This is a genomic window from Nocardia fusca NBRC 14340, assembly GCF_001618425.1.
In the GTDB taxonomy this organism is placed as follows: domain Bacteria; phylum Actinomycetota; class Actinomycetes; order Mycobacteriales; family Mycobacteriaceae; genus Nocardia; species Nocardia fusca.
This window is the reverse complement of record NZ_BDCU01000009.1, coordinates 57,558-77,255: the sequence shown is the minus strand read 5'-3', so window position 1 is coordinate 77,255 and position 19,698 is coordinate 57,558. Positions and strand designations below refer to the sequence as shown.

Genomic DNA, 19,698 nt, shown 5'->3' with positions numbered 1-19,698 from the left:
TGCGGGTTGCGTCGGCATTTCGATGTCCGGATCGGTATATGGACTTGCGCCACCACGAGACCGCTGCCGGGGTCGGCCCTCCGATCGCGGGCAACAGCACTCAGGCGGTGGCTGCGTGGACCTCTTCGGCTTCGCCCTCGGCACCGAGCAGTTCCTCGAACCGGGCGATGACCTTGTTGTGGTACATCCCGAACAGGTCCTCGAACAGCGCCAGCTGGGCCGGAGTGGGTCCGGATTCCGATTCCCAGACCGCGATCAGCGCCCGCCACACCAGGACGTGCAGATCGGCGGCACCGGCGAAGTAGGCGTCGACGGCCTCGGGAACTTCGAGCACCATTTCGCCGATGGAGTTCAGGATGGCGCGCTGCATACTCGATTCAAGAGCTACGAGCAGTTTGCGGACCACCCCGATCTCGATGGCAAGGATGCGCCGATAGTCGGGAACGTCCAGCCGCGCCAGCGTTTCCAGGGTGTCGATCTCGGCTTTCAGTTCGGCGAGGTCGACCCCGGCCGCGGCGGCGACACCGTGGGCGAGACCGGTGTAGGAGAGCAGTGCGTCCATCACGATGCCGCGCTCGACCTCGACGATATCGCGGAACATCTCGATCGCGACCTCGGGCATCGGGATGGAGAAGCGGAACAGGTGCCGGTAGACGTCGAGGCCACCGGCCGCGCGGACCTCACGGATGGTGAAACCCTTACCGCGCCGTGCCTCGACGAATCCGTAGGACTCCAGCCGGCCGAGGGTGAGCTGGGCGGTGGCCCGGTTCATCTCGAATTCCTCGGCGACCTGTCGGACCGAAGGCATCAGCTCACCCGGCTGATATTCCCCTGCGGCGACCCGCCGTGCCAGTTCGTCGGCGACGTCGGCGACCACCGTGCGGGATCCCATGGATGCACCTTTCTCGGCAGCTGATACGTCCCAGACAGTCTATGCGCAAATATGCCAGACTGCACAGGAGAACTGGCGAATCGCTTCTGGGGATGAGGTATGAGCAGTCGACGTGATCCTGGCGCGCCGCCGGTGCGCCGGGCGCTGCGCAGCGCCAAGCTCGTAGCACTACCGGTCGCGTTCGCGGGCCGACAGGCGGCGGGCGCGGGCCGCCGGGCGCTCGGCCGTTCGGCACAGGAGGTGAACCGGGATATCCAGTCCCGGACCGCCGAGCACATGTTCGCGGTGCTGGGGGAACTGAAGGGCTGCGCGGCCAAACTCGGCCAGCTGCTGGCGATCTACCAGCTGGCGCTGCCCCGCGATATAGCGGCCCCATACCAGGTCGCGCTGGCCCGGTTACAGGATTCGGCGCCGGTGATGCTGCCCGCCACCGTGCACGCCGTGCTGGCCGAGCATCTGGGGCCGGACTGGCGGGAGCTGTTCCGCGAGTTCGACGATCGGCGGGCGGCCGCCGCGTCGATCGGCCAGGTGCATCGCGGGGTCTGGCACGACGGGCGCGCGGTCGCGGTGAAGGTCATGTATCCGGGCGCCCGGGCGGCGGTGGAGTCGGATCTGGTGCAGCTGCGCCGGATCTCGACATTGGCGTCGGTGTTCCTGCCGGGCGCGGATGTGAAATCGGTGACCGAGGCACTCTGCGAGAGTGTGCGGGCGGAGCTGGATTACGCGGCCGAGGCCGATAATCAGCGGGCGTTCGCGCGGGTGTATGCCGACAGTGCCGAATTCCGGGTGCCCGAGGTGCTGGATCAGCGTGGCGACGTACTGGTCTCGGAATGGCTCGACGGGATTGCGGCCACCCGGCTCATCGAGTCGGGGAGCCGGGCGCAACGGGACCGGGTCGGCGAGCTGATGATGCGGTTCGTGCTGACCGGATGGGAGCAGCACGGACTGCTGTACTGCGACCCGCATCCCGGCAATCTGCGACTACTGGCCGACGGGCGGCTGGGGGTGGTGGATTTCGGTGCGTGCGCGCCGTGGCCGCATCCGGGTTTCACCCGGCTGGTGGTCGAGATGTGCGACGCGATCTTCAACGGCGGCCCGGCGGCGGTGGAGACGGCGGTGCGGGCGCACGGGTTCGCGCTGCCGGGCCGGGCTTTCGACGCGGTGGCGCTCGAGGCGGCCCTGTCGGCCTGCGCGGAGCCGGTGCGGCACCCGCGGTTCCGTATCACCACACCATGGTTGCGCAAGCAGGTGCTGCGTACCACCGCTCTGCGGTTGACGAATGTGATGCGTGAGCTGACCCTGCCGCCGGAGTGCACTCCGTTCGCGCGGGCCGCGCTCACCATGGTCGGCACCTTGAGCCAGCTGGAATGCGAATGCGATTTCGGCGATGAACTGGAGCGGTCGGTGCCCGAACTCGGGGAGGTCTTCGCGGTCATGCGGAGCGCTCCGGAACGGGGCGTCTCGGCGAACTGACACCCGGCGGCCGGCTACGACGGAACTCACCGTCTGGGACATTTTCCGGTGAGGAAACCTGATTTGCGGAAATTCTATCCTATTTATCCCCGGGAGCACTCAGTAACCCAGCCATCGGCGCCACGGGGGCAGCAGCCGCTCGGCGAACGCGGCATATCCCTCCGCGGCGGGATGCGCCCCGTCCCCTGCCCGCACCTGCTCCCGCCAGACCGGATCCTCGGCCAACAGCCGGAACGACGCCGCATACGGCACCCCGAACTCGGCACACGTCCGCTCGAAGCGCCGGTCCAGCTCCTCGATCCGCCGATTGTGCCCGGTCTCGTCGACCGGCGGCGGCCCCACCACCAGCACCGGCCACTCCTGCGCCTGCGCGCTGGTGAGCAGTACGGACAGATTCGTCACCGCACTCTGCGTCTCGACCAGGGGCCGGCCCGCGGCGACCACGGTGTCGTTCACCCCGAAGGAGAACACCACCCGTCCGTCCGACCCCGCAGGCAGGCGTACCAGGCATTCAGCGGACCACCGCGCGACGATATCGGCGGAGGTATGCCCGCGCACCCCGAGGTTGTACGTCGTCCACGCCGCTCCGGCGGCGCGGGCGTGCGCGGTCAGCCGGCCGGTCCAGCCCAGAGCCTGCGGGTCGCCCACACCGGCGACGAAAGAATCTCCCACGAAACAGATGCGTTGATCACCACTCACCCCTGGATTCTGACAGCGTGTTGGTGTGTATCGTCCGGCTCGGGCTCCTGCATACTCACCTGCTGGTGGGCGTGACCGGCCCGTCAGCGTCACCTCGATCCGAAAGTACCGATACGACATGCGAGTCGATGGGCGGGAGATCCCGGTCACGGGCAATCTCCTCCAGCCGCTCACGCGGCGGACCAGCGATATTCTCCGTGTCGTCTTCGCGGCCGTCGGCGTGGCCGTCGTCATCGCCGGCTCCCTGATCACCCGGCCCGAATGGCTGGCGCTGGAACGGTCGGTCTCCAATATCGTCGGATTCCTCAACCCCGACCAGTCGAACCTGGTCTATCTGCTGTACGGGATCGCCATCCTCATCCTGCCGTTCGCGATCCTGGTGGAACTGGCGTTCGGACGGCAGTGGAAGCTGCTCGCCGGTTACGCCACCGCCGGGCTCACCGCGGTGCTGCTGCTGTCCATCACACCGAGCGGGTTGTCGGCCCCGCAGTGGCACCTCCAGGTCCCGGAGAATCTGGACGACAAGACCTTCCTGCAACAGTTCCTGGACGACCCCCGCTGGATCGCCATGCTGGCCGCGGTGCTCACCGTCTCCAGCCCGTGGCTGCCGGTGCGGCCGCGGCGCTGGTTGTGGGTGCTGCTGCTGGCCTTCGCGCCGATCCACCTGGTGGTCAGCACGGTGGTTCCGGCCCGCGCCATGTTCGGCCTGGTGGTCGGCTGGCTGGTCGGGGCGGTGATCGTGCTGCTGGTGGGGACCCCGGCGCTGGAGGTACCGCTGGACGCCGCGGTGCGCCGGCTGGCCCGCCGCGGCTACACCGTCACCCGCTTCACCGTCGTGCGGCCGGCCGGACCCGGCGCGCTGTTGCTCTCGGCGACCGTGGAGGAGCGCGAGCGGGCGCTGGTGGTCGAGCTGTACGGCAAGAATCAGCGTTCGCTGAGCGCGCTGCGCCAGTTGTGGCGCTGGCTGACCTTCCGCTCCAGCGAGACCGCCCCGCTGCACGGTTCCATGCATCGCGCGGTCGAGCATCGCGCCCTGATGGCGACCGCGCTGGCCGAACTCGGCCTGGCCGCGCACCGACCGGTCACGGTGGCCGGATTGCCGCGCGGCTGGATGCTGTACGCGCATACGCTGCCGGCCGGGCGCTCGATCGAGCAGGACCCCGCCGATACCGCGGCGCTGGATTCGGTGTGGCGGGCGCTGACGGTACTGCGCGAACGCGGGATCGCGCACGGTGAGCTGCGGCCCGCCGAGATCCGGGTGGGACCCGACGGTGCGCTGTTCGGCGGTTTCACCGCGGCGGAACTGTGCGCCTCCGACGCGCAACTGCAGTCCGATATCGCCCAGCTGCTGGTTTCGATGACGGCGGTTTTCGGCGCCGAGGCGGCGGTGCGGTCGGCGATCGGCGTGCTCGGCGAGCAGACCGTGCTCACCGCGTCGCGCCGGCTCACCAAATTCGCCATGCCGGGCGGGATCCGTAAATCCATCCCGGACTGGAAATCGGTGGTGTCGGCTGCCCGCGAAGAGGTCCGCACCCAGACCGGCGAGGACCGGATCGAGGCCTTGCAGATCACCCGGTTCAACCGCAAAAGCCTCATCCAGCTGGTGCTGCTGATCGGCCTGGTCTACGTGGCCTATCCGTTCATCAGCGCGGTACCGACCTTCTTCACCCAGCTCAAAGAGGCGAACTGGTGGTGGGCCGTGGCCGGCCTGGCGCTGTCGTCGCTGACCTACCTCGGTACGGCCGCGGCACTGTGGGCATGCGCGTCCGGCGTGGTGAAGTACTGGCCACTGGTCCTCATGCAGATCGCGAACACCTTCGCCGCCACCACCACCCCGGCGCGCGTGGGCGGGCTGGCCCTGAGCGTGCGCTTCCTGCAGAAGGGCGGGGTCGGTGCGGTGCGGGCCACGGCCGCGGTGGCGCTGCAGCAGGCTGTGCAGGTCTGCACGCATATCGGGCTGCTGGTGCTGTTCAGTGTGGCCGCGGGGACCTCGGCGGACCTGTCGCATTTCGTCCCTTCGCCGACGATCCTCTACCTGATCGCCGGAGTCGGGGTGGGGATCGTCGGCACCTTCATGTTCGTGCCGAAACTGCGGCGCTGGCTGAACAATTCGGTGCTCCCGCAGGTACAGGAGGTGGTCGGCGAGCTGGCGCTGCTGGCCCGCGACCCGAAACGATGCGTGATCATCGTGCTCGGCTGCGCGGCACTGACCCTCGGGCAGGCGCTCGCGCTGTTCGCCAGTGTCCAGGCGTTCGGCGGTGGCACGACCTTCGTCACCGTCACCATCGTGACGATGATCGGTGGCACCCTGGCCTCGGCCGCGCCGACACCGGGCGGTGTCGGCGCGGTCGAGGCCGCACTGATCGGCGGTCTGGCCGCGTTCGGTCTCCCGGCCGCGGTGGCGGTACCGTCGGTGCTGCTCTACCGGGTGCTCACCTGTTGGATCCCGGTGTTCTGCGGGTGGCAGGTGATGCGCTGGATGACCGAGAAGAACATGATCTGAGCTGGGTTCGATTGCCCCGCCTCCGGCGGGGCGGGTCGGGGCCCTGTGACCCCGGTTCTTCACTCCGGCGCTCAGTCGCTCCAGAACCGGGGGCGGGCCCCGACCATCAACGCTGACCATCCGGAGTCGATGGAGGGCTTGCGCAGACGTGCACCTCGACCAACCTGGTGAGGCTCACTGCACCGTCACTGCTCGATGGTCACCGGTCTCTGGACTGATGGCCGCACACGCTCAGTCGCTTCGCTCTTCGCTCTGTCGCTCCAGAACCGGGCGCGAGCGCCGACCATGGATGCAGACCCTCCGGAGTAGACGGAGGGTCTACGCAGACCTGCGCCTCGACCAATCTGGTGATGCTCACTACACGGTCAATGCGCAATCGTCGCCGGTCTCCGAGCCGCCGGCCGCGCACGCTCGAGAACCGGGCGCGCCCCGGCCACGGAAGGGTCTACGCAAACGTGCGCCCCGACCGGCTCGGCGGGAGGCCCACAGCACTGCCGGTGCTCGGTGTCCGCCGATCGGCCGACCGACGCTCAGCCGCCCGGAACCGGTCGGGCGCCGGCGCCGGAAGGTCAATCGAGGTCGTCGAAGGCGTCTGCGGTGGTGCGGAGGCCGGCGCTGACGAGCGCGATGTTCGCCAGGGAGGCCGTGTGCACCTGGTGGTCGGCGGCGGCCACACAGTCGGCGACCGTGTAGACGGTGAAACCGAGGTCGGTGCCGTGGCGTGCGGTCTGCTCGACGGTGAGGTTGGTGGCGACACCGGTCAGGAACAGGGTGTCGATATCGTTCTCGGCCAGCCAGCGCGGCAGATCGTTACCGGCCAGCCCGGACAGTTTCTGATTGTCGACGATCCGGTCGGCCTGCCCGGCGATCTCGTCGATCAGATGGCTTCCCGGTGCGTCCGGACGGAACTCGTGCTGGGCCGCCCCGACCGATTGCATGAACCCGGTATTGCGGACCAGCCGCCCTTCCCCTTCCGGGACGGTGAACCGCGTGCAGATGATCGGCAGTCCCAGCTCCGCCGCCTGTTTGTGGAAGTCCGCCGCCCGCTGCACCACTCCGCTGGCGGCTACCGGTTCGGCCAGCATCGGGCCGAAGAACCCTTCCGGCCGAATAACGTTCACCTGCCAGTGCAGGGCGAGGACTGCAGCATGTTGATCCGACATGGCGTAGATAATCGACCATGCGCGCCCGGGGCGCACCACTGGCCGGGAAAAGTGCTGGCCACCGGGCGCGCCGGAGCTCACCGCGCAGGTGTGCGCCGGATCGGCGGAACCGATCCGGCGCATGCTTCACGTGAAACGTTACCTACGAATCGAATTTGCGCAGTTCGACTTTCACGACCTTGCCGCTGGCGTTGCGCGGCAATTCCGCCACGAGCACCAGCTCTTTCGGATGTTTGTAGCGGGCCAGGTTCTCGTTGAGGAACGATTCGAGTTCCGCGAGGGTGAGATCGTCGGCCGGGTCGTTGAGCGCGACCACCGCGACCGGCACCTCGCCCCACTTCTCGTGTGGCTTGCCGATCACCGCGGCCTCACGGATCTTCGGATGCGAGAAGAGGACGTTCTCCACCTCGGCGCAGTAGATGTTCTCGCCACCGGAGATGATCATGTCCTTCTTGCGGTCCACGACGTAGATGAAGCCCTCGTCGTCCTGGCGGACCAGGTCACCGGAGTGGAACCACCCCCCGGCGAACGCCTCCGCGGTCGCCTCCGGCTTGTTCCAGTAGCCCGACATCAAGGTGGGGCCGCGGTAGACGATCTCACCGACCTCGCCGGGCGCCACATCGTTCATCTCGTCGTCGACGATGCGGGCCTGGATGGTGGGGATGACCTTGCCGACCGAGCCGAGTTTGCGGATGGCGTCCTTGCCTTCGAGCACACAGGTGATCGGCGACATCTCGGTCTGCCCGAAGACCGCGACATTGAAGGCGTCGGGGAACGCGTCGGCCATAGCTTTCAGCACGGTGTCCGAGGCGGGGGCGGCCCCCCAGCTCAGCGCCCGCAGCGCGAGTTTGCGCTGTTTGACGGTCGGCTCGTCACAGATCAGCTGCCACTGGGCGGGCACACAGAACGCGGAGGTGGCCTGTTCGGCCTCCACGGCGTCGAGGAATTCGGTCGCGCTGAACGCGCCGAGCGGGTGCAGCACCGTTTTCGCGCCGAGCAGGAAAGCCGGTGCCAGGCTGCCGATTCCGGCGATATGGAACAGCGGTGAGGTGCAGAAGCCGATCGACTCCTGCTCCATCTGCAGCGCCCGGATACAGGTGAGCGCCTGGGAGTTCATATTGCCGTAGGAGAGCACAGCGCCCTTGGGGCTGCCGGTGGTGCCCGAGGTGTACATGATGAGGCACGGCGTGTCCTCGGCGATATCGAGTGGGGTGTGCGCATCCCCCGTCTCGGCGATCGCGTCCTCGAAGCCGACGACCCCGTCACCACTGCTGCCACCGATGACGAAGCAGTGCTCCAGGCCCGGTGCCTGACCCTGTACCGCGGTGGCCAGCGGCTGCAGCACGGTATCGGTGACCACGGCCTTGGCACCGCTGTCGCCGACGATATAGGCGACCTCGGGTGGGGTGAGCCGGAAGTTCACCGGGACCGCGATCGCGCCCAGGGCATTGATCCCGAACACGGCCTCCAGGTATTCGGGGTAGTTGAGAGCCAGGATGAGCACCCGGTCGCCGAAGCCGACGCCGCGGCGCGCGAGGGCGTCGGCGAATTTCTGTGACCGTTCGTGCAGTTGCCGCCACGTGGTATCGGCACCGCGAAAACGCAGAGCCACCTCGTCGGGCCGCATCGCCGCATGCGCGGCTATCTGGTTGTTCCAGTGGTTGCGACGCGATCTCATCGGCTCGGCGAGGGCCTGCGCACCGGTGGACATCCCACGTACTCCTCTCGGTACCGCGCGTCCCGCCGGAGTGTCCGGCGCCACACGCAGTGTGAACATGTCGGCAGAATAACAATTCACATCAGCACCCGGCAAGGAAATCGGGGGCCGAATGGCGGTTAATCCCGAGGAACCTGACCAGGAAAAGAGTTCGCGCTCGTTATTGCGTGCATTTGGGTGGATACCCGCTGCTCCGCACGTCACCCAGCTACGCGAGATCCCATCACATATGCGAATCACGACTCACTTCCAGGGTTGATCGGGCGCTGACACCCGTGGCACCATGCAGCAGACGCGGACTATCCGCGAAAGTAGAGGAGAGCACCGATGCTGCGGACCAGGTTCACCGAGACCTTCGGTATCGAACACCCGATCGTGCAGGGCGGGATGATGTGGGTCGGCCGGGCCGAACTCGTCGCAGCCGTCGCCAATGCCGGTGGGCTCGGTTTCATCACCGCACTGACCCAGCCCACGCCCGACGACCTCCGGCGCGAGATCGAGCGCACGCGCGAACTCACCGACAAGCCGTTCGGCGTGAACCTGACCATCCTGCCCTCGATCAACCCGCCGCCGTACGAGGAGTACGCGCGGGCGATCGTGGACAGCGGGATCAAGATCGTCGAGACCGCCGGCAGCAACCCCGAGCCCTTCCTGCCCACCTACCGCGAAGCCGGGATCAAGGTGGTGCACAAGTGCACCAGCGTCCGGCACGCCCTCAAAGCCCAGAAGATCGGTGTGGACGCGGTCAGCATCGACGGCTTCGAATGTGCCGGGCATCCCGGCGAAGACGATGTACCGGGCCTGGTGCTGATCCCCGCCGCGGCCCGCGCGCTGACCATCCCGATCATCGCCTCCGGCGGTATCGCCGACGCCCGCGGCCTGGTCGCGGCGCTGGCGCTGGGCGCCGACGGCGTGAACATGGGGACGCGGTTCCTGTGCACCGAGGAGTCCTCCATCGACCGGAAGGTCAAGGAGCAGATCGTCGCCAACTCCGAGCGCGATACCAAGCTGATCTTCCGCACCATGCACAACACCGCCCGGGTCGCCGACAACGAGGTGAGCCGCAAGGTGGTCGAGATCGAGAAGGCCGGCGGCAAGTTCGAGGATGTCCGCGAACTGGTGTCCGGCGCCCGCGGCCGGCGCGTTTTCGAAGAGGGTGACCTCGATGCCGGTATCTGGTCGGTCGGCCTGTGCCAGGGCCTGATCTCCGACATCCCGGCCTGCGCCGAACTCATCGGCCGCATGGTCGGTGAGGCCGAAGAACTGATCAGCGCGCGGCTGGCCGGTTTCGTCGCTTCGGCCTGATCGGGCCGGTTCCGCCGCACCGGAACCCCTGCGCCTCGTCGGACCAATGGCGATTCGATCCGACGCAGGAAACGCGGGAAGCCATCCGGGAAAGGTTGGCTTCCCGCACTCTCCGGTCCAGGCCGGCGAGTTCAGTGCGCCGCGAGCGCGGCCACTGCGTCGTAGTCGTGCGCGGCGACCACCTCGATACCGTCGGGCAACGCATGCAGCCGATGGATGGTCTCGAAGGCGATATCGCGGTCGGCGTCGAACAATTGCCCGGGCATGGGTGCCTTCTCCCGGATCAGTTCGATCTGCAGCCGGTTCCACACCGAGTCACCGGCGAGCAGCACCCGGCGCCCGTCACTCGTTGCCAGCAGTACACCGATACTGCCCGGGGTGTGCCCGGCCAGGTCCACGAGTAGTACCGAACCGTCCCCGAACATATCCAGGCTGCGCGCGAAGGTGAGCACCGGCGGACCGTCGAGCTCCAGCGGTTCCAGCGGCCGCCCCTCCAGCGGCCCCCGCACCACCCCGGTCGGCGCGTGCGGGCCCCGCAGCGCCCAGCCCAGTTCCGCGGACGGCAACCGCACCGGCACCGAATCCGGCAGTTCGAGCACCCCGGAAATATGATCCCAGTGCAGGTGGGTGGGCAGTACGAAGTCGATGGTGGCGGGTTCGAGATCGCGTGCGGCCAGCGCGTCCGCCAGCCCGAGGACCGGTTCGTCCGGCGCCACCAGCGACGGAATCGGGAAAGGCAGCCCCGGCAGCACCCGCCGGTGCACATGCGCGCACAGTGCCGGGTCCACGATGAACCGCGCCGACGGATGTTCGACGATATAGGCGCCCATCGCCATGGGCAGATGACCGAGACTGCGTACGCCCTCCGCGACGATGGTCGTCGGCGCCGACATCCGCCCCTGCACGAGCACGGTCAACTCCACACTCGCCCGGGCCGCCGGCAACGGGGCGGACTCCAGCCGCGCCAGGAAATCGGTATCGGCCCGCCGCGGGCGCAGCAGCCGCGCCGGAGTGGCGGCCAGTGCCGCACAGCAGCGCAGCAGAGTCGGGAGAGTGGGGGTTCGTCCGTCCACGGAATCGGCCACACGGCAACGGTACCGGCCGCTCCCACGAACCAGTAGAAGACAGTCCCCGGAGAATCTGTCGGCGCCTGGGTGGCCCGGTGTCGGCGGCGCGCTGCATTCCGTAATCCATCGCGCCCGGTGCGGTCGCGATCAGGCGGTGCCGCCGGCGCGGGGATCGCGGCCGCCACGCAGATACCCTCCGGCCGACCGGTCCAGACCGTTGACAACGGAAGCTACAGGGCGCCAACAGATTCGGAAAACCGAATACCCGGATTTCTCCGGCATAATCGAGTCGTGAGGCCATCCGCTCGCCACGGCCGCCAGGCAGTCCGGCTTTCCACAGTGTCACTACGATGATCGGTTCTCCCCAGGGAGTGCTCTTCCTGTTCCCGGGCGAAGGCGGGGAGCACGAGCGAATGGGCCGCATGCTGGCCGGCCGCTATCCGGTCTTCGCGGATACGGTCACCGCGGCCGGTGACGCGATCGCCGCCGCCGGCGGTCCCCGGGTCTGGACTCCCCGTTACGGCTTCCGCCCGCACGGCGGCTCCGAGCCCGCCACGAATACCGTTGAGCCGTCGCCGCCTCCGGAGTTCGTCCAACCCGCCCTGTTCGTCTACCAGGTCGCACTCGCCGAACTGCTGACCGCGTGGGGTGTCCGGCCGGATGCCGCCGTCGGTCACGGTCCGGGCGAGATCGCCGCGGCGGTGACCGCCGGAGCGCTGCCGTTGGCCGAAGCCGCGAAAGTGGTGGTGGCGCGCGGTCGCGCGACGGGCCGGCTGGCGGGTTCGAGTGCGACGGCCGAACTGCTGACCTCGGAGTCCGAGGTGATCCGCCTGGTGCAACCGCTGGCGGGGAAGGTCTCCGTCGCCGCGGTCAACGGTCCGCGGTCGGTACTGGTCACCGGTACTTCTCGCTATGTGGACGTGGTGGTGCGCCGGGCCGAACGCCGCGGTATCGCCACCGCCAGAACCCCGCGGGATCATCCCGCGCACACCCCGGCCATGACCGCGGCGATACCGCGGTTCCTCGACGATCTCGGCCTGATTCGCCCGGCGGTCCCGCACCTACCGCTCTATTCGAGCACGTACCCGGGCACCGTCGTCGACACGGCCGGTATGTCCGCCGGGTACTGGGCCGAAAATCTCACCGGCCGGGTGGAACTCGACGCCGCGCTACGGCGGGCAGCCGGCGACGGGATGGCAATGATCCTGGAGGTCGGGCCCGAACCTCTGCTCGCGACGGCCGTCCGGGCCATCCCGCGGTTCGCGCACACCACCTACGGCGCAGCGGACCGCGCCGACGAAGGCACTGCCTTCCTCACCTGTCTCGCCCAGTTCCACGCGGCACGAGCGCTGGGCGCGGCGGCCGGGCCGGCGAATGACCGCGAAGGTATCGACGGGCAACCGGCTCCGGGAAACGGCACCTCGACGATCACACCGACCGAGCGGCGCGGGGGGCCATTCGAAATTGGAACAGGTTATCCGGCAACGGCTTTCGACGACCGTGATACGGCTACGAAATCGGACCGATCACCGCGATCGGCCGGACCCACGGCCGCGGCCGAGCCCGACCGGCGATCGAACGGGGAGAATTTGCGGGCGGAGGTCACGGGTGCCGGAACGCTGGCATCGATACGGCTCGCCGATGACCCCCCACCCACAGATATCATCGCATGGACGCGGGTAGTCGATGCCAATAGGGCTATCCGCTTCACGGCCGGGCGAGTCGCTCTCGATCCGCCGATGGTGATCGATCGGGCCGGAACCTATGTCGTCAGTGGTGGTCTGGGCGCCCTCGGTTCGGTGATGGTGCGCCGTCTGCTCGCCGCGGGAGCTCGCGATGTGGTGGTACCGACACGTTCACCACGGCCGGTTCCGCCGCTGCTGGAGGGGTTCGAAGAGCGAATCGTGGTGGTGCACTGCGATACCGCCGACCGCCACGACCTGGACAACGCGCTGCGCGATATCCGGGAGACCGGCTGCACCATTCGCGGAGTGATCCATGCGGCACAGGTTTTCGAGGACACCGTGGTCGATGCCGCCGTATCCGGTGATATCGCAACGGTGTCGGCGGCCACCGAACCGCACGCGGTGGGCGCGAACCCGCATTCGGATCAGGATCCGGCACTCGACGCCGGCCGGCTGGCACGCCGATTCGCCCGGATCTCGGCATCGGCAGCCCATCTCATCGAACTCACCGCGGCCGACCCGGTCACTTTTATCGCCGTGTTCTCCACGCCGGTCGTCGGAGCACCCCGGCCGGCCGGGACGACGGTCCACGACCCCTGGGCCCATACGGATACCGCCGGCGCCCCGGCGCCCACCACCGGTACCCGCGAGCGCTGAGGACTCCGGCGCGACCCGAGCACGTGGGCCACGCCGAACGGTAGGGATCGTATCTACCGTTCAGCGAGCAGATAGCTGGACAACGGCCCCGGGAAAAGCGGGCTCAGTGATCGGTCCGGCCGAGCAGCCGGTCGGTTTCGCGACGTTCCCGTTTCGTCGGACGCCCGGTCCCGCGGTCTCGTTGCGGCAGGGCAGCGAGGACTTCCTTGGGCGGAGGCGGTGGACTGCGGTCGATCAGGCATTGGGCGGCGATCGGAGCACCTACCCGTTTTGTGATCACCCGTTCCACGACGACGATCCGCTCGACACCGTTGTTCCGGATCCGGATCTCGTCGCCCGGGCGTATCGGCTGGGCGGGTTTGGCCGTCGCACCGTTCACACGCACATGTCCGCCTCGACAGGCGGCCGCGGCAGCCGACCGAGTTTTGAACAAACGCACAGCCCAGACCCAGGAGTCGACCCGGGCCTGGGTTTTGCCGTCGTTCGGCTCGGTAGCGGCTCGGTTCACCCGCTATACGATACGACGCGCGGTAACCACATCGTCGGCGGAGAGGTGGGTGTAGGAAACCGGCTCGCCGGACTGCACCGCGTTCAGCAGCAGACCGTCACCTGCGTAAATCCCAGCGTGACCGCCGCCATTCGTGATGACGATATCGCCGGGCTTCAGGTTGGAGAAGGCCACAGGCGCGCCCACATGGGACTGTTCGAAGCTGGTACGCGGCAGTTTGATCCCGGCCTGCTTGTAGGCCCACTGAACCAGGCCGGAGCAGTCGAAGTTGGCCGGGCCGGCCGCACCCCAGGAGTACATGGCGCCGACCTTGGTCTTGGCGGCGTCGAGAGCGATATCGCCGAGGGTCTGCTGCTGGACCGGGGCGGGCGGCGCGAAGTTGGGCAGGGCGGGAGCGGCGGGCATGGCGTGCGGGGCCTGTTCGAGAGCCTGGTTCAGCTGCTGGTTGAGCTGATCCGCCTGCGCAGCGAACTGGTCCGGTACCTCGACGTCGAACTTGCCGATCCCGGGAACGTCGATCGTGGTCGTCGCGGCCGAGGCGATCGCGGGCATCGTGCCCGTAGTCGCGGCCAGCGTACCCATGACCAGCGCGCCCTTGACAGAATTAGGCAGCTTGGATTCTCGCTGCAAGCTGTGCTTACCCACCGAGCTACGTCTCCGATCCTCGTGCTCTCCCGTCGCTCCGGTCGCGCGTCCTACTCGATTCGCGGCGGCCGGCTGCGGCGGTGACCAATGGCGCCGCCTCACTTACGAAACGACTCGACTCCACTAAGTCACAAGAAGGTTACGATGCCGCCCGGGTGTTGTCCAGCCGAACGGGTGTCCTTTTCGCGCCAGCAGGGAGTACATGCGTAAAAAGACGGCGCGCCAGCGTTTTTCGGTTCGACGACAGGTCACGCGGAGGTCTCGTCCGGGCGTGTCCCGCGGTCCCCGCTCGGTGTCACGACGCGGCGGCCGCGGGACGCCGGACCGCGGCTAGGCCTCTCTAGAACTCGGCATAGATACGGACAGATTTTCCGATGGGGTTCGCTACGGTGTGAGGGTATGGACCCCGTGCGGAACCCGTATGCGCCCGGCGCTGGTCAGCGTCCACCGGAACTCGCCGGACGCGGCAAACAGCTCGACGCGTTCGATGTCGTCCTCGAACGGATCGCCCGGGGGCGTCCGGAGCGCAGCGTGATGCTCACCGGGCTGCGCGGTGTGGGGAAAACGGTACTGCTCAACCAGTTGCGCTCGGCCGCGGTCTCCCGGGGCTGGGGCACCGGCAAGATAGAGGCCCGCCCGGACCAGGAACTGCGCCGACCGCTGTCCTCCGCTCTGCACATGGCCGCGCGGGCCATCGCCAAAACGCACCACAACCAGGAACGGATCGACGATTTCCTGGGCATCCTCAAAGCGTTCGCGCTGCGCGCGACGGCGGACAAGGGCATGCGGGAGCGATGGCAGCCGGGTATCGACGTACCGGCCGTGACCGGCCGCGCCGACTCCGGCGATATCGAGATCGACCTGGTGGAGCTGTTGATGGAAGCCGCGGCGCTGGCCCAGGACGTCGGCGTGGGTATCGCCGTCTTCATCGACGAGATGCAGGATCTGGGTCCGGCCGACATCTCGGCCATCTGCGGCGCCTGCCACGAGCTCAGCCAGGACACCGCGCCGTTGATCGTGGTGGGGGCGGGTCTACCGCATCTGCCGGCGGTGCTCTCGGCGTCCAAGAGTTATTCCGAGCGCCTGTTCAGCTATCACCGCATCGACCGGCTGGACCGGGAGTCGGCCGACCGCGCGCTGATCGCGCCGGCCGAGCGCGAAGACGTGAAATTCTCCGACGAGGCGCTCACCGCGCTCTACCGCAAAGCCGACGGGTATCCGTATTTCGTGCAGGCCTACGGCAAGGCGACCTGGGACCAGGCGCCGGGCAGCCCGATCACCGCCGAGGATGTCGAGGTCGCGGCGCCGACCGCCGAGGAAGAGCTCGCGGTCGGCTTTTTCGGCTCCCGATATGAACGGGCGACCCCGGCCGAACGCGAGTACATGCGCGCCATGGCCGACCTGTCCGGTGACGACGGCCCGGTCGCCACGTCGGCGGTGGCCGCCGAACTGGGCCGCAAACCCGCCTCGCTGTCCCCGGCCCGCGACGGACTGATCAAGAAGGGGCTCATCTACTCCGCGGAGCGCGGCACCATCGGGTTCACCGTCCCGCATTTCGGGCGCTACCTGCGCAGCGTCACCACCTGACCGGCTGCGCTAGCGATCTATCGGGCTCACTAGAAGTTTTCATAGAAAGGCGTAGAGAGTCCGATACCACCTTGGGCCAGTTCTTTATGCCGCTTTCTAGCGTGTCAACTAGAGCTGCCCATACAACCGTCGACCCGGGATCGAGCGTTGTATACGCATATCTCACCCAGCAGATAGATAGCCGTATACACCCACAGATTGCCGCACCAGCCCTCGGTCGAGTTGTGCACACCGGCCCCCAACCGAAACCCGATCTTGATCATCGAACGAGCCGGAATCGGGATTTTGCCGTACTGTGTTGTAGATCACCTTGTGTGGTCGGTCACAAGCACGCCGGACGGCCGGCGCAGTCCGGGCGGCGTTCGACACCGCGACCGGTTAGCAACTCAGGAGGTATCCATGACACGTAGCGACATCGCGGAACTCCAATACGCCGTAAACCAGCTCCGCCACTCCATCGGGGTGCTGCGCACCCATTATGGTGACGCCGGCCCCGTGCGCCGGCTGGAGAACGATCTGGAACGGCTCTGCATCGATGCCGACGAACTGGAGAAGAGCCCACCACCGCAGGTGGCGGCCCGCCGCGGCCAGGAACCCATCTACGTCCCGGACAGCAAATCCGACGAATCGGCGTGGATGGGCGCCCAGGACGAGGGCCTCGGCTTCCACTCGCGGCCGCGCACCCAGTAATCGGCCGGGGTTCACCGCCGGATAACTGAACACCGGACATCGGGCCGCGACCCGATGATCTCGGGACGGCCGGTCGCCGCACAGGCGACCGGCCGTCCTCGTTTGCGACGAGTTCACCCGAGCAAGATCGTCAGTAAATGTGGCGCAAATCACTCACACTCCAGTCCATCGAGATTGCGCAGACCCTGCTCATTCCATAGCGGGCCGGGCGTATGGTGCTCAGCATCACATTCGATCGCGGAGGTACCCATGACCACCCGCACCGCCGATCAGCGAGGCATCGACCAGTGAGTGCCACAACGACCACAACCGCTCCCGAAGCGGGTACAGGCGTATTCAGCAGGACCCGGGCCCGGATCACCACCCGGACCCTACGCACGGATCGGTGGTGGCTACCGCCGCTGATCACGGTGATCGGACTGGCCGCGTTCGTCGTCTATGCGACCGTCAGATCCTTTGTGCGCACGGCGTATTGGGTACCCGACTACCACTATCTGACGCCGTTCTACTCCCCCTGCCTGAGCACCTCGTGCGTCGAGGGGGCGAGTCACTTCGGCACCCCGTTCGGCGACCTGCCGATGTTCCTGCCGCTCGGGTTCCTGGTGCTGCCGTTCCTGCTCGGGTTCCGGCTCACCTGCTACTACTACCGCAAGGCCTACTACCGGTCGGTGTGGTTCTCACCGCCGGCCTGCGCGGTGGCCGAACCCCACACCAAATACACCGGGGAGACCCGGCTGCCGCTGATCATCCAGAACGCCCACCGCTACTTCTTCTATGTCGCGGTGCTCATCTCGCTGATCAACACCTACGACGCGGTGATCGCCTACCACGGCAAGACCGGCGGATTCGGGCTGGGACTGGGCAGTCTGATCATCACCGGCAATGTGATCCTGCTGTGGGCCTACACCCTGTCCTGCCATTCCTGCCGGCATATCGCGGGCGGGCGGCTCAAACACTTCTCCGCACATCCGGTGCGGTACTGGTTCTGGACACAGGTCTCCAAGCTCAACACCAGGCATATGCAGCTCGCCTGGACCACGCTGGGCACCCTCGTACTCACCGACTTCTACGTGATGTTGGTGGCCGGCGGCACGATTTCCGATCTTCGCATCATCGACTGAGGAGTTTGCACGGCTATGCCCGAAGTGGAGCGGCACACCTACGACGTCGTGGTGATCGGTGCCGGCGGCGCCGGACTACGCGCGGTGATCGAAGCCCGGGAACACGGTCTCTCGGTGGCGGTGGTGTGCAAATCGCTGTTCGGTAAGGCCCATACCGTGATGGCCGAGGGCGGCTGCGCGGCGGCGATGGGCAACGCCAACGAGAAGGACACCTGGGAGACCCATTTCCGCGACACCATGCGCGGCGGGAAGTTCCTGAACAACTGGCGGATGGCCGAACTGCACGCCCGGGAGGCCCCCGACCGCGTCTGGGAGCTGGAGACCTACGGCGCCCTGTTCGACCGGACCGCCGACGGCCGGATCAGCCAGCGCAACTTCGGTGGGCACACCTACCCACGGCTGGCGCATGTGGGCGACCGTACGGGGCTCGAACTGATCCGCACCATGCAGCAGAAGATCGTCTCGCTGCAACAGGAGGACTACGCGCAGACCGGTGACTACGAGTCACGGATCAAGGTTTTCGCCGAATGCACCATCACGGATCTGCTCAAGGACGGTGACCGGATCAGCGGCGCCTTCGGTTACTGGCGCGAATCCGGCCGCTTCATCCTGTTCGAGACCCCCGCGGTCGTCCTGGCCACAGGCGGAATCGGCAAGTCCTACAAGGTGACCTCGAACTCCTGGGAGTACACCGGTGACGGCCACGCCCTGGCGCTGCGGGCCGGCGCCCGGCTGATCAATATGGAGTTCCTGCAGTTCCATCCCACCGGCATGGTGTGGCCGCCGAGTGTGAAGGGCATCCTCGTCACCGAGGGCGTCCGCGGTGACGGCGGCGTATTGAAGAACACCGACGGCAAACGGTTCATGTTCGATTACATTCCGGCGGTCTTCAAAGGGCAGTACGCCGAGAGCGAGGAAGAGGCCGATCAGTGGCTGCGCGACAACGATTCGGCGCGCCGCACCCCTGATCTGCTGCCTCGCGACGAAGTGGCCCGCGCCATCAACGAAGAGGTCAAGGCCGGCCGGGGTACCGAACACGGCGGGGTCTACCTGGATATCGCCTCGCGGCTCACTCCGGAGGAGATCATCCGCCGGCTGCCGTCGATGCACCACCAGTTCAAGGAACTGGCCGATGTGGACATCACCAAGGAACCGATGGAGGTCGGGCCCACCTGTCACTACGTGATGGGCGGGATCGAAGTCGATCCGGATACCGGCGCGGCGCACGTACCGGGTCTCTTCGCCGCCGGTGAATGCTCGGGCGGTATGCACGGGTCCAACCGGCTCGGCGGCAATTCCCTGTCGGATCTGCTGGTCTTCGGCCGGCGGGCCGGGCTGGGCGCGGCCGAGTACGTCGAGGGGCTCACCGAGCGGCCGGCGGTGGCCGACGCCGATATCGCGACGGCGGCCCGGTCCGCGCTCGCCCCGTTCGATCCGCCGGAGGGCGCGTCCGGGGAGAACCCGTACACCCTGCACACCGATCTACAGCAGACCATGAACGATCTGGTGGGCATCATCCGCAAGGAAGCCGAGGTCCGCGAGGCGATCTCCCGGCTCGAGGCACTGCGCGAGCGGTTCGCGCACGTCACCATCGAGGGGCACCGGCAGTTCAACCCGGGCTGGCATCTCGCCCTCGATATGCGGAACATGCTGCTGGTCAGCCAGTGTGTGGCACAGGCCGCGCTGCTGCGCACCGAGAGCCGCGGCGGGCACACCCGCGACGACCACCCGGGGATGGACCCGCGGTGGCGCAACAAATTACTCGTCTGCGCCATCGACGGCGCCGGAGTCGCGAATGTCCCCGATATCTCGGTGACCGTGCAGGATCAGCTGCCGATGCGGGACGAACTACTCGCCCTCTTCGATTTCGGCGAGTTGGAAAAGTACTACACCCCAGCCGAACTCGCGGCCCATCCGGCCGCGGTGGACGGCGCCGCGGCAGGGTCTACGCCCGAAGGTCGCGAATCGGACAGCAAGGAGGCGTGA

The 19,698-nt window shown here is 67.4% G+C and carries 15 protein-coding genes; 8 read left to right on the top strand and 7 right to left on the bottom strand.

The window, feature by feature from the left end:
• Positions 1–100: 100 nt before the first annotated feature.
• Positions 101–892, bottom strand: coding sequence for a winged helix-turn-helix domain-containing protein (locus NF4_RS03335; protein ID WP_063125824.1), 792 nt, complete (start codon positions 890–892; stop codon positions 101–103).
• Between the two features lie 99 nt (positions 893–991).
• Here NF4_RS03335 and NF4_RS03330 point away from each other — a divergent pair, with 99 nt between their 5' ends.
• Positions 992–2,365, top strand: a complete 1,374-nt coding sequence (locus NF4_RS03330; RefSeq protein ID WP_063814487.1) for an ABC1 kinase family protein — start codon at positions 992–994, stop codon at positions 2,363–2,365.
• A gap of 99 nt (positions 2,366–2,464) precedes the next feature.
• Here NF4_RS03330 and NF4_RS03325 read toward each other — a convergent pair whose 3' ends face one another.
• On the bottom strand, positions 2,465–3,064 hold the full coding sequence (locus tag NF4_RS03325; protein ID WP_063125822.1) for a GDSL-type esterase/lipase family protein: 600 nt from the start codon (positions 3,062–3,064) through the stop codon (positions 2,465–2,467).
• Positions 3,065–3,182: 118 nt separating this feature from the next.
• Here NF4_RS03325 and NF4_RS03320 point away from each other — a divergent pair, with 118 nt between their 5' ends.
• Entirely contained in the window at positions 3,183–5,567 is a 2,385-nt protein-coding gene (locus tag NF4_RS03320) for a lysylphosphatidylglycerol synthase transmembrane domain-containing protein (RefSeq protein WP_063125821.1), read from the top strand.
• A gap of 569 nt (positions 5,568–6,136) precedes the next feature.
• Here NF4_RS03320 and NF4_RS03315 read toward each other — a convergent pair.
• Together NF4_RS03315 and fadD5 are read right to left on the bottom strand one after the other, a co-directional pair.
• Entirely contained in the window at positions 6,137–6,730 is a 594-nt protein-coding gene (locus tag NF4_RS03315; RefSeq protein ID WP_063125833.1) for a cysteine hydrolase family protein, read from the bottom strand.
• Positions 6,731–6,872: 142 nt separating this feature from the next.
• A complete protein-coding gene (gene fadD5 / locus NF4_RS03310; RefSeq protein ID WP_063125820.1) occupies positions 6,873–8,441 on the bottom strand; it encodes a fatty-acid--CoA ligase FadD5 in 1,569 nt (522 codons plus the stop codon).
• Positions 8,442–8,774: 333 nt separating this feature from the next.
• Between fadD5 and NF4_RS03305 the strand changes: the two genes are divergently transcribed.
• Complete coding sequence (locus NF4_RS03305) at positions 8,775–9,752, top strand: NAD(P)H-dependent flavin oxidoreductase (protein ID WP_063125819.1); 978 nt, start codon at positions 8,775–8,777, stop codon at positions 9,750–9,752.
• A gap of 131 nt (positions 9,753–9,883) precedes the next feature.
• Here the strand turns inward: NF4_RS03305 and NF4_RS03300 are convergent, their stop codons facing one another.
• Entirely contained in the window at positions 9,884–10,837 is a 954-nt protein-coding gene (locus tag NF4_RS03300) for an MBL fold metallo-hydrolase (protein WP_232330293.1), read from the bottom strand.
• Between the two features lie 332 nt (positions 10,838–11,169).
• Here NF4_RS03300 and NF4_RS03295 point away from each other — a divergent pair, with 332 nt between their 5' ends.
• Positions 11,170–13,161, top strand: coding sequence for an acyltransferase domain-containing protein (locus NF4_RS03295; protein ID WP_084532821.1), 1,992 nt, complete (start codon positions 11,170–11,172; stop codon positions 13,159–13,161).
• Positions 13,162–13,264: 103 nt separating this feature from the next.
• On the opposite strand, the gene NF4_RS03290 is transcribed toward NF4_RS03295, so the two are convergent.
• Both NF4_RS03290 and NF4_RS03285 read right to left on the bottom strand, forming a co-directional pair.
• A complete protein-coding gene (locus tag NF4_RS03290; protein WP_063125817.1) occupies positions 13,265–13,669 on the bottom strand; it encodes an RNA-binding S4 domain-containing protein in 405 nt (134 codons plus the stop codon).
• A 3-nt stretch (positions 13,670–13,672) separates the two neighbouring features.
• Positions 13,673–14,251 carry a C40 family peptidase gene (locus NF4_RS03285; protein ID WP_063125816.1) on the bottom strand — a complete coding sequence of 193 codons (579 nt, stop codon included), beginning with the start codon at positions 14,249–14,251 and terminating at the stop codon, positions 13,673–13,675.
• A 462-nt stretch (positions 14,252–14,713) separates the two neighbouring features.
• On the opposite strand from NF4_RS03285, the gene NF4_RS03280 reads away from it, so the two are divergent.
• From NF4_RS03280 to NF4_RS03265, 4 genes are all read left to right on the top strand, one after another.
• Positions 14,714–15,901, top strand: a complete 1,188-nt coding sequence (locus tag NF4_RS03280) for an ATP-binding protein (RefSeq protein ID WP_063125815.1) — start codon at positions 14,714–14,716, stop codon at positions 15,899–15,901.
• A gap of 399 nt (positions 15,902–16,300) precedes the next feature.
• Positions 16,301–16,591: an Rv0250c family protein gene (locus NF4_RS03275; RefSeq protein WP_063125814.1), complete on the top strand. Its 291-nt coding sequence runs from the start codon at positions 16,301–16,303 to the stop codon at positions 16,589–16,591.
• 287 nt (positions 16,592–16,878) lie between these two features.
• Complete coding sequence (gene sdhC, locus NF4_RS03270; RefSeq protein ID WP_063125813.1) at positions 16,879–17,712, top strand: succinate dehydrogenase subunit SdhC; 834 nt, start codon at positions 16,879–16,881, stop codon at positions 17,710–17,712.
• 15 nt (positions 17,713–17,727) lie between these two features.
• Positions 17,728–19,698 (top strand): fumarate reductase/succinate dehydrogenase flavoprotein subunit, encoded by a 1,971-nt coding sequence (locus tag NF4_RS03265; protein WP_063125812.1) that lies wholly within the window; start codon positions 17,728–17,730, stop codon positions 19,696–19,698.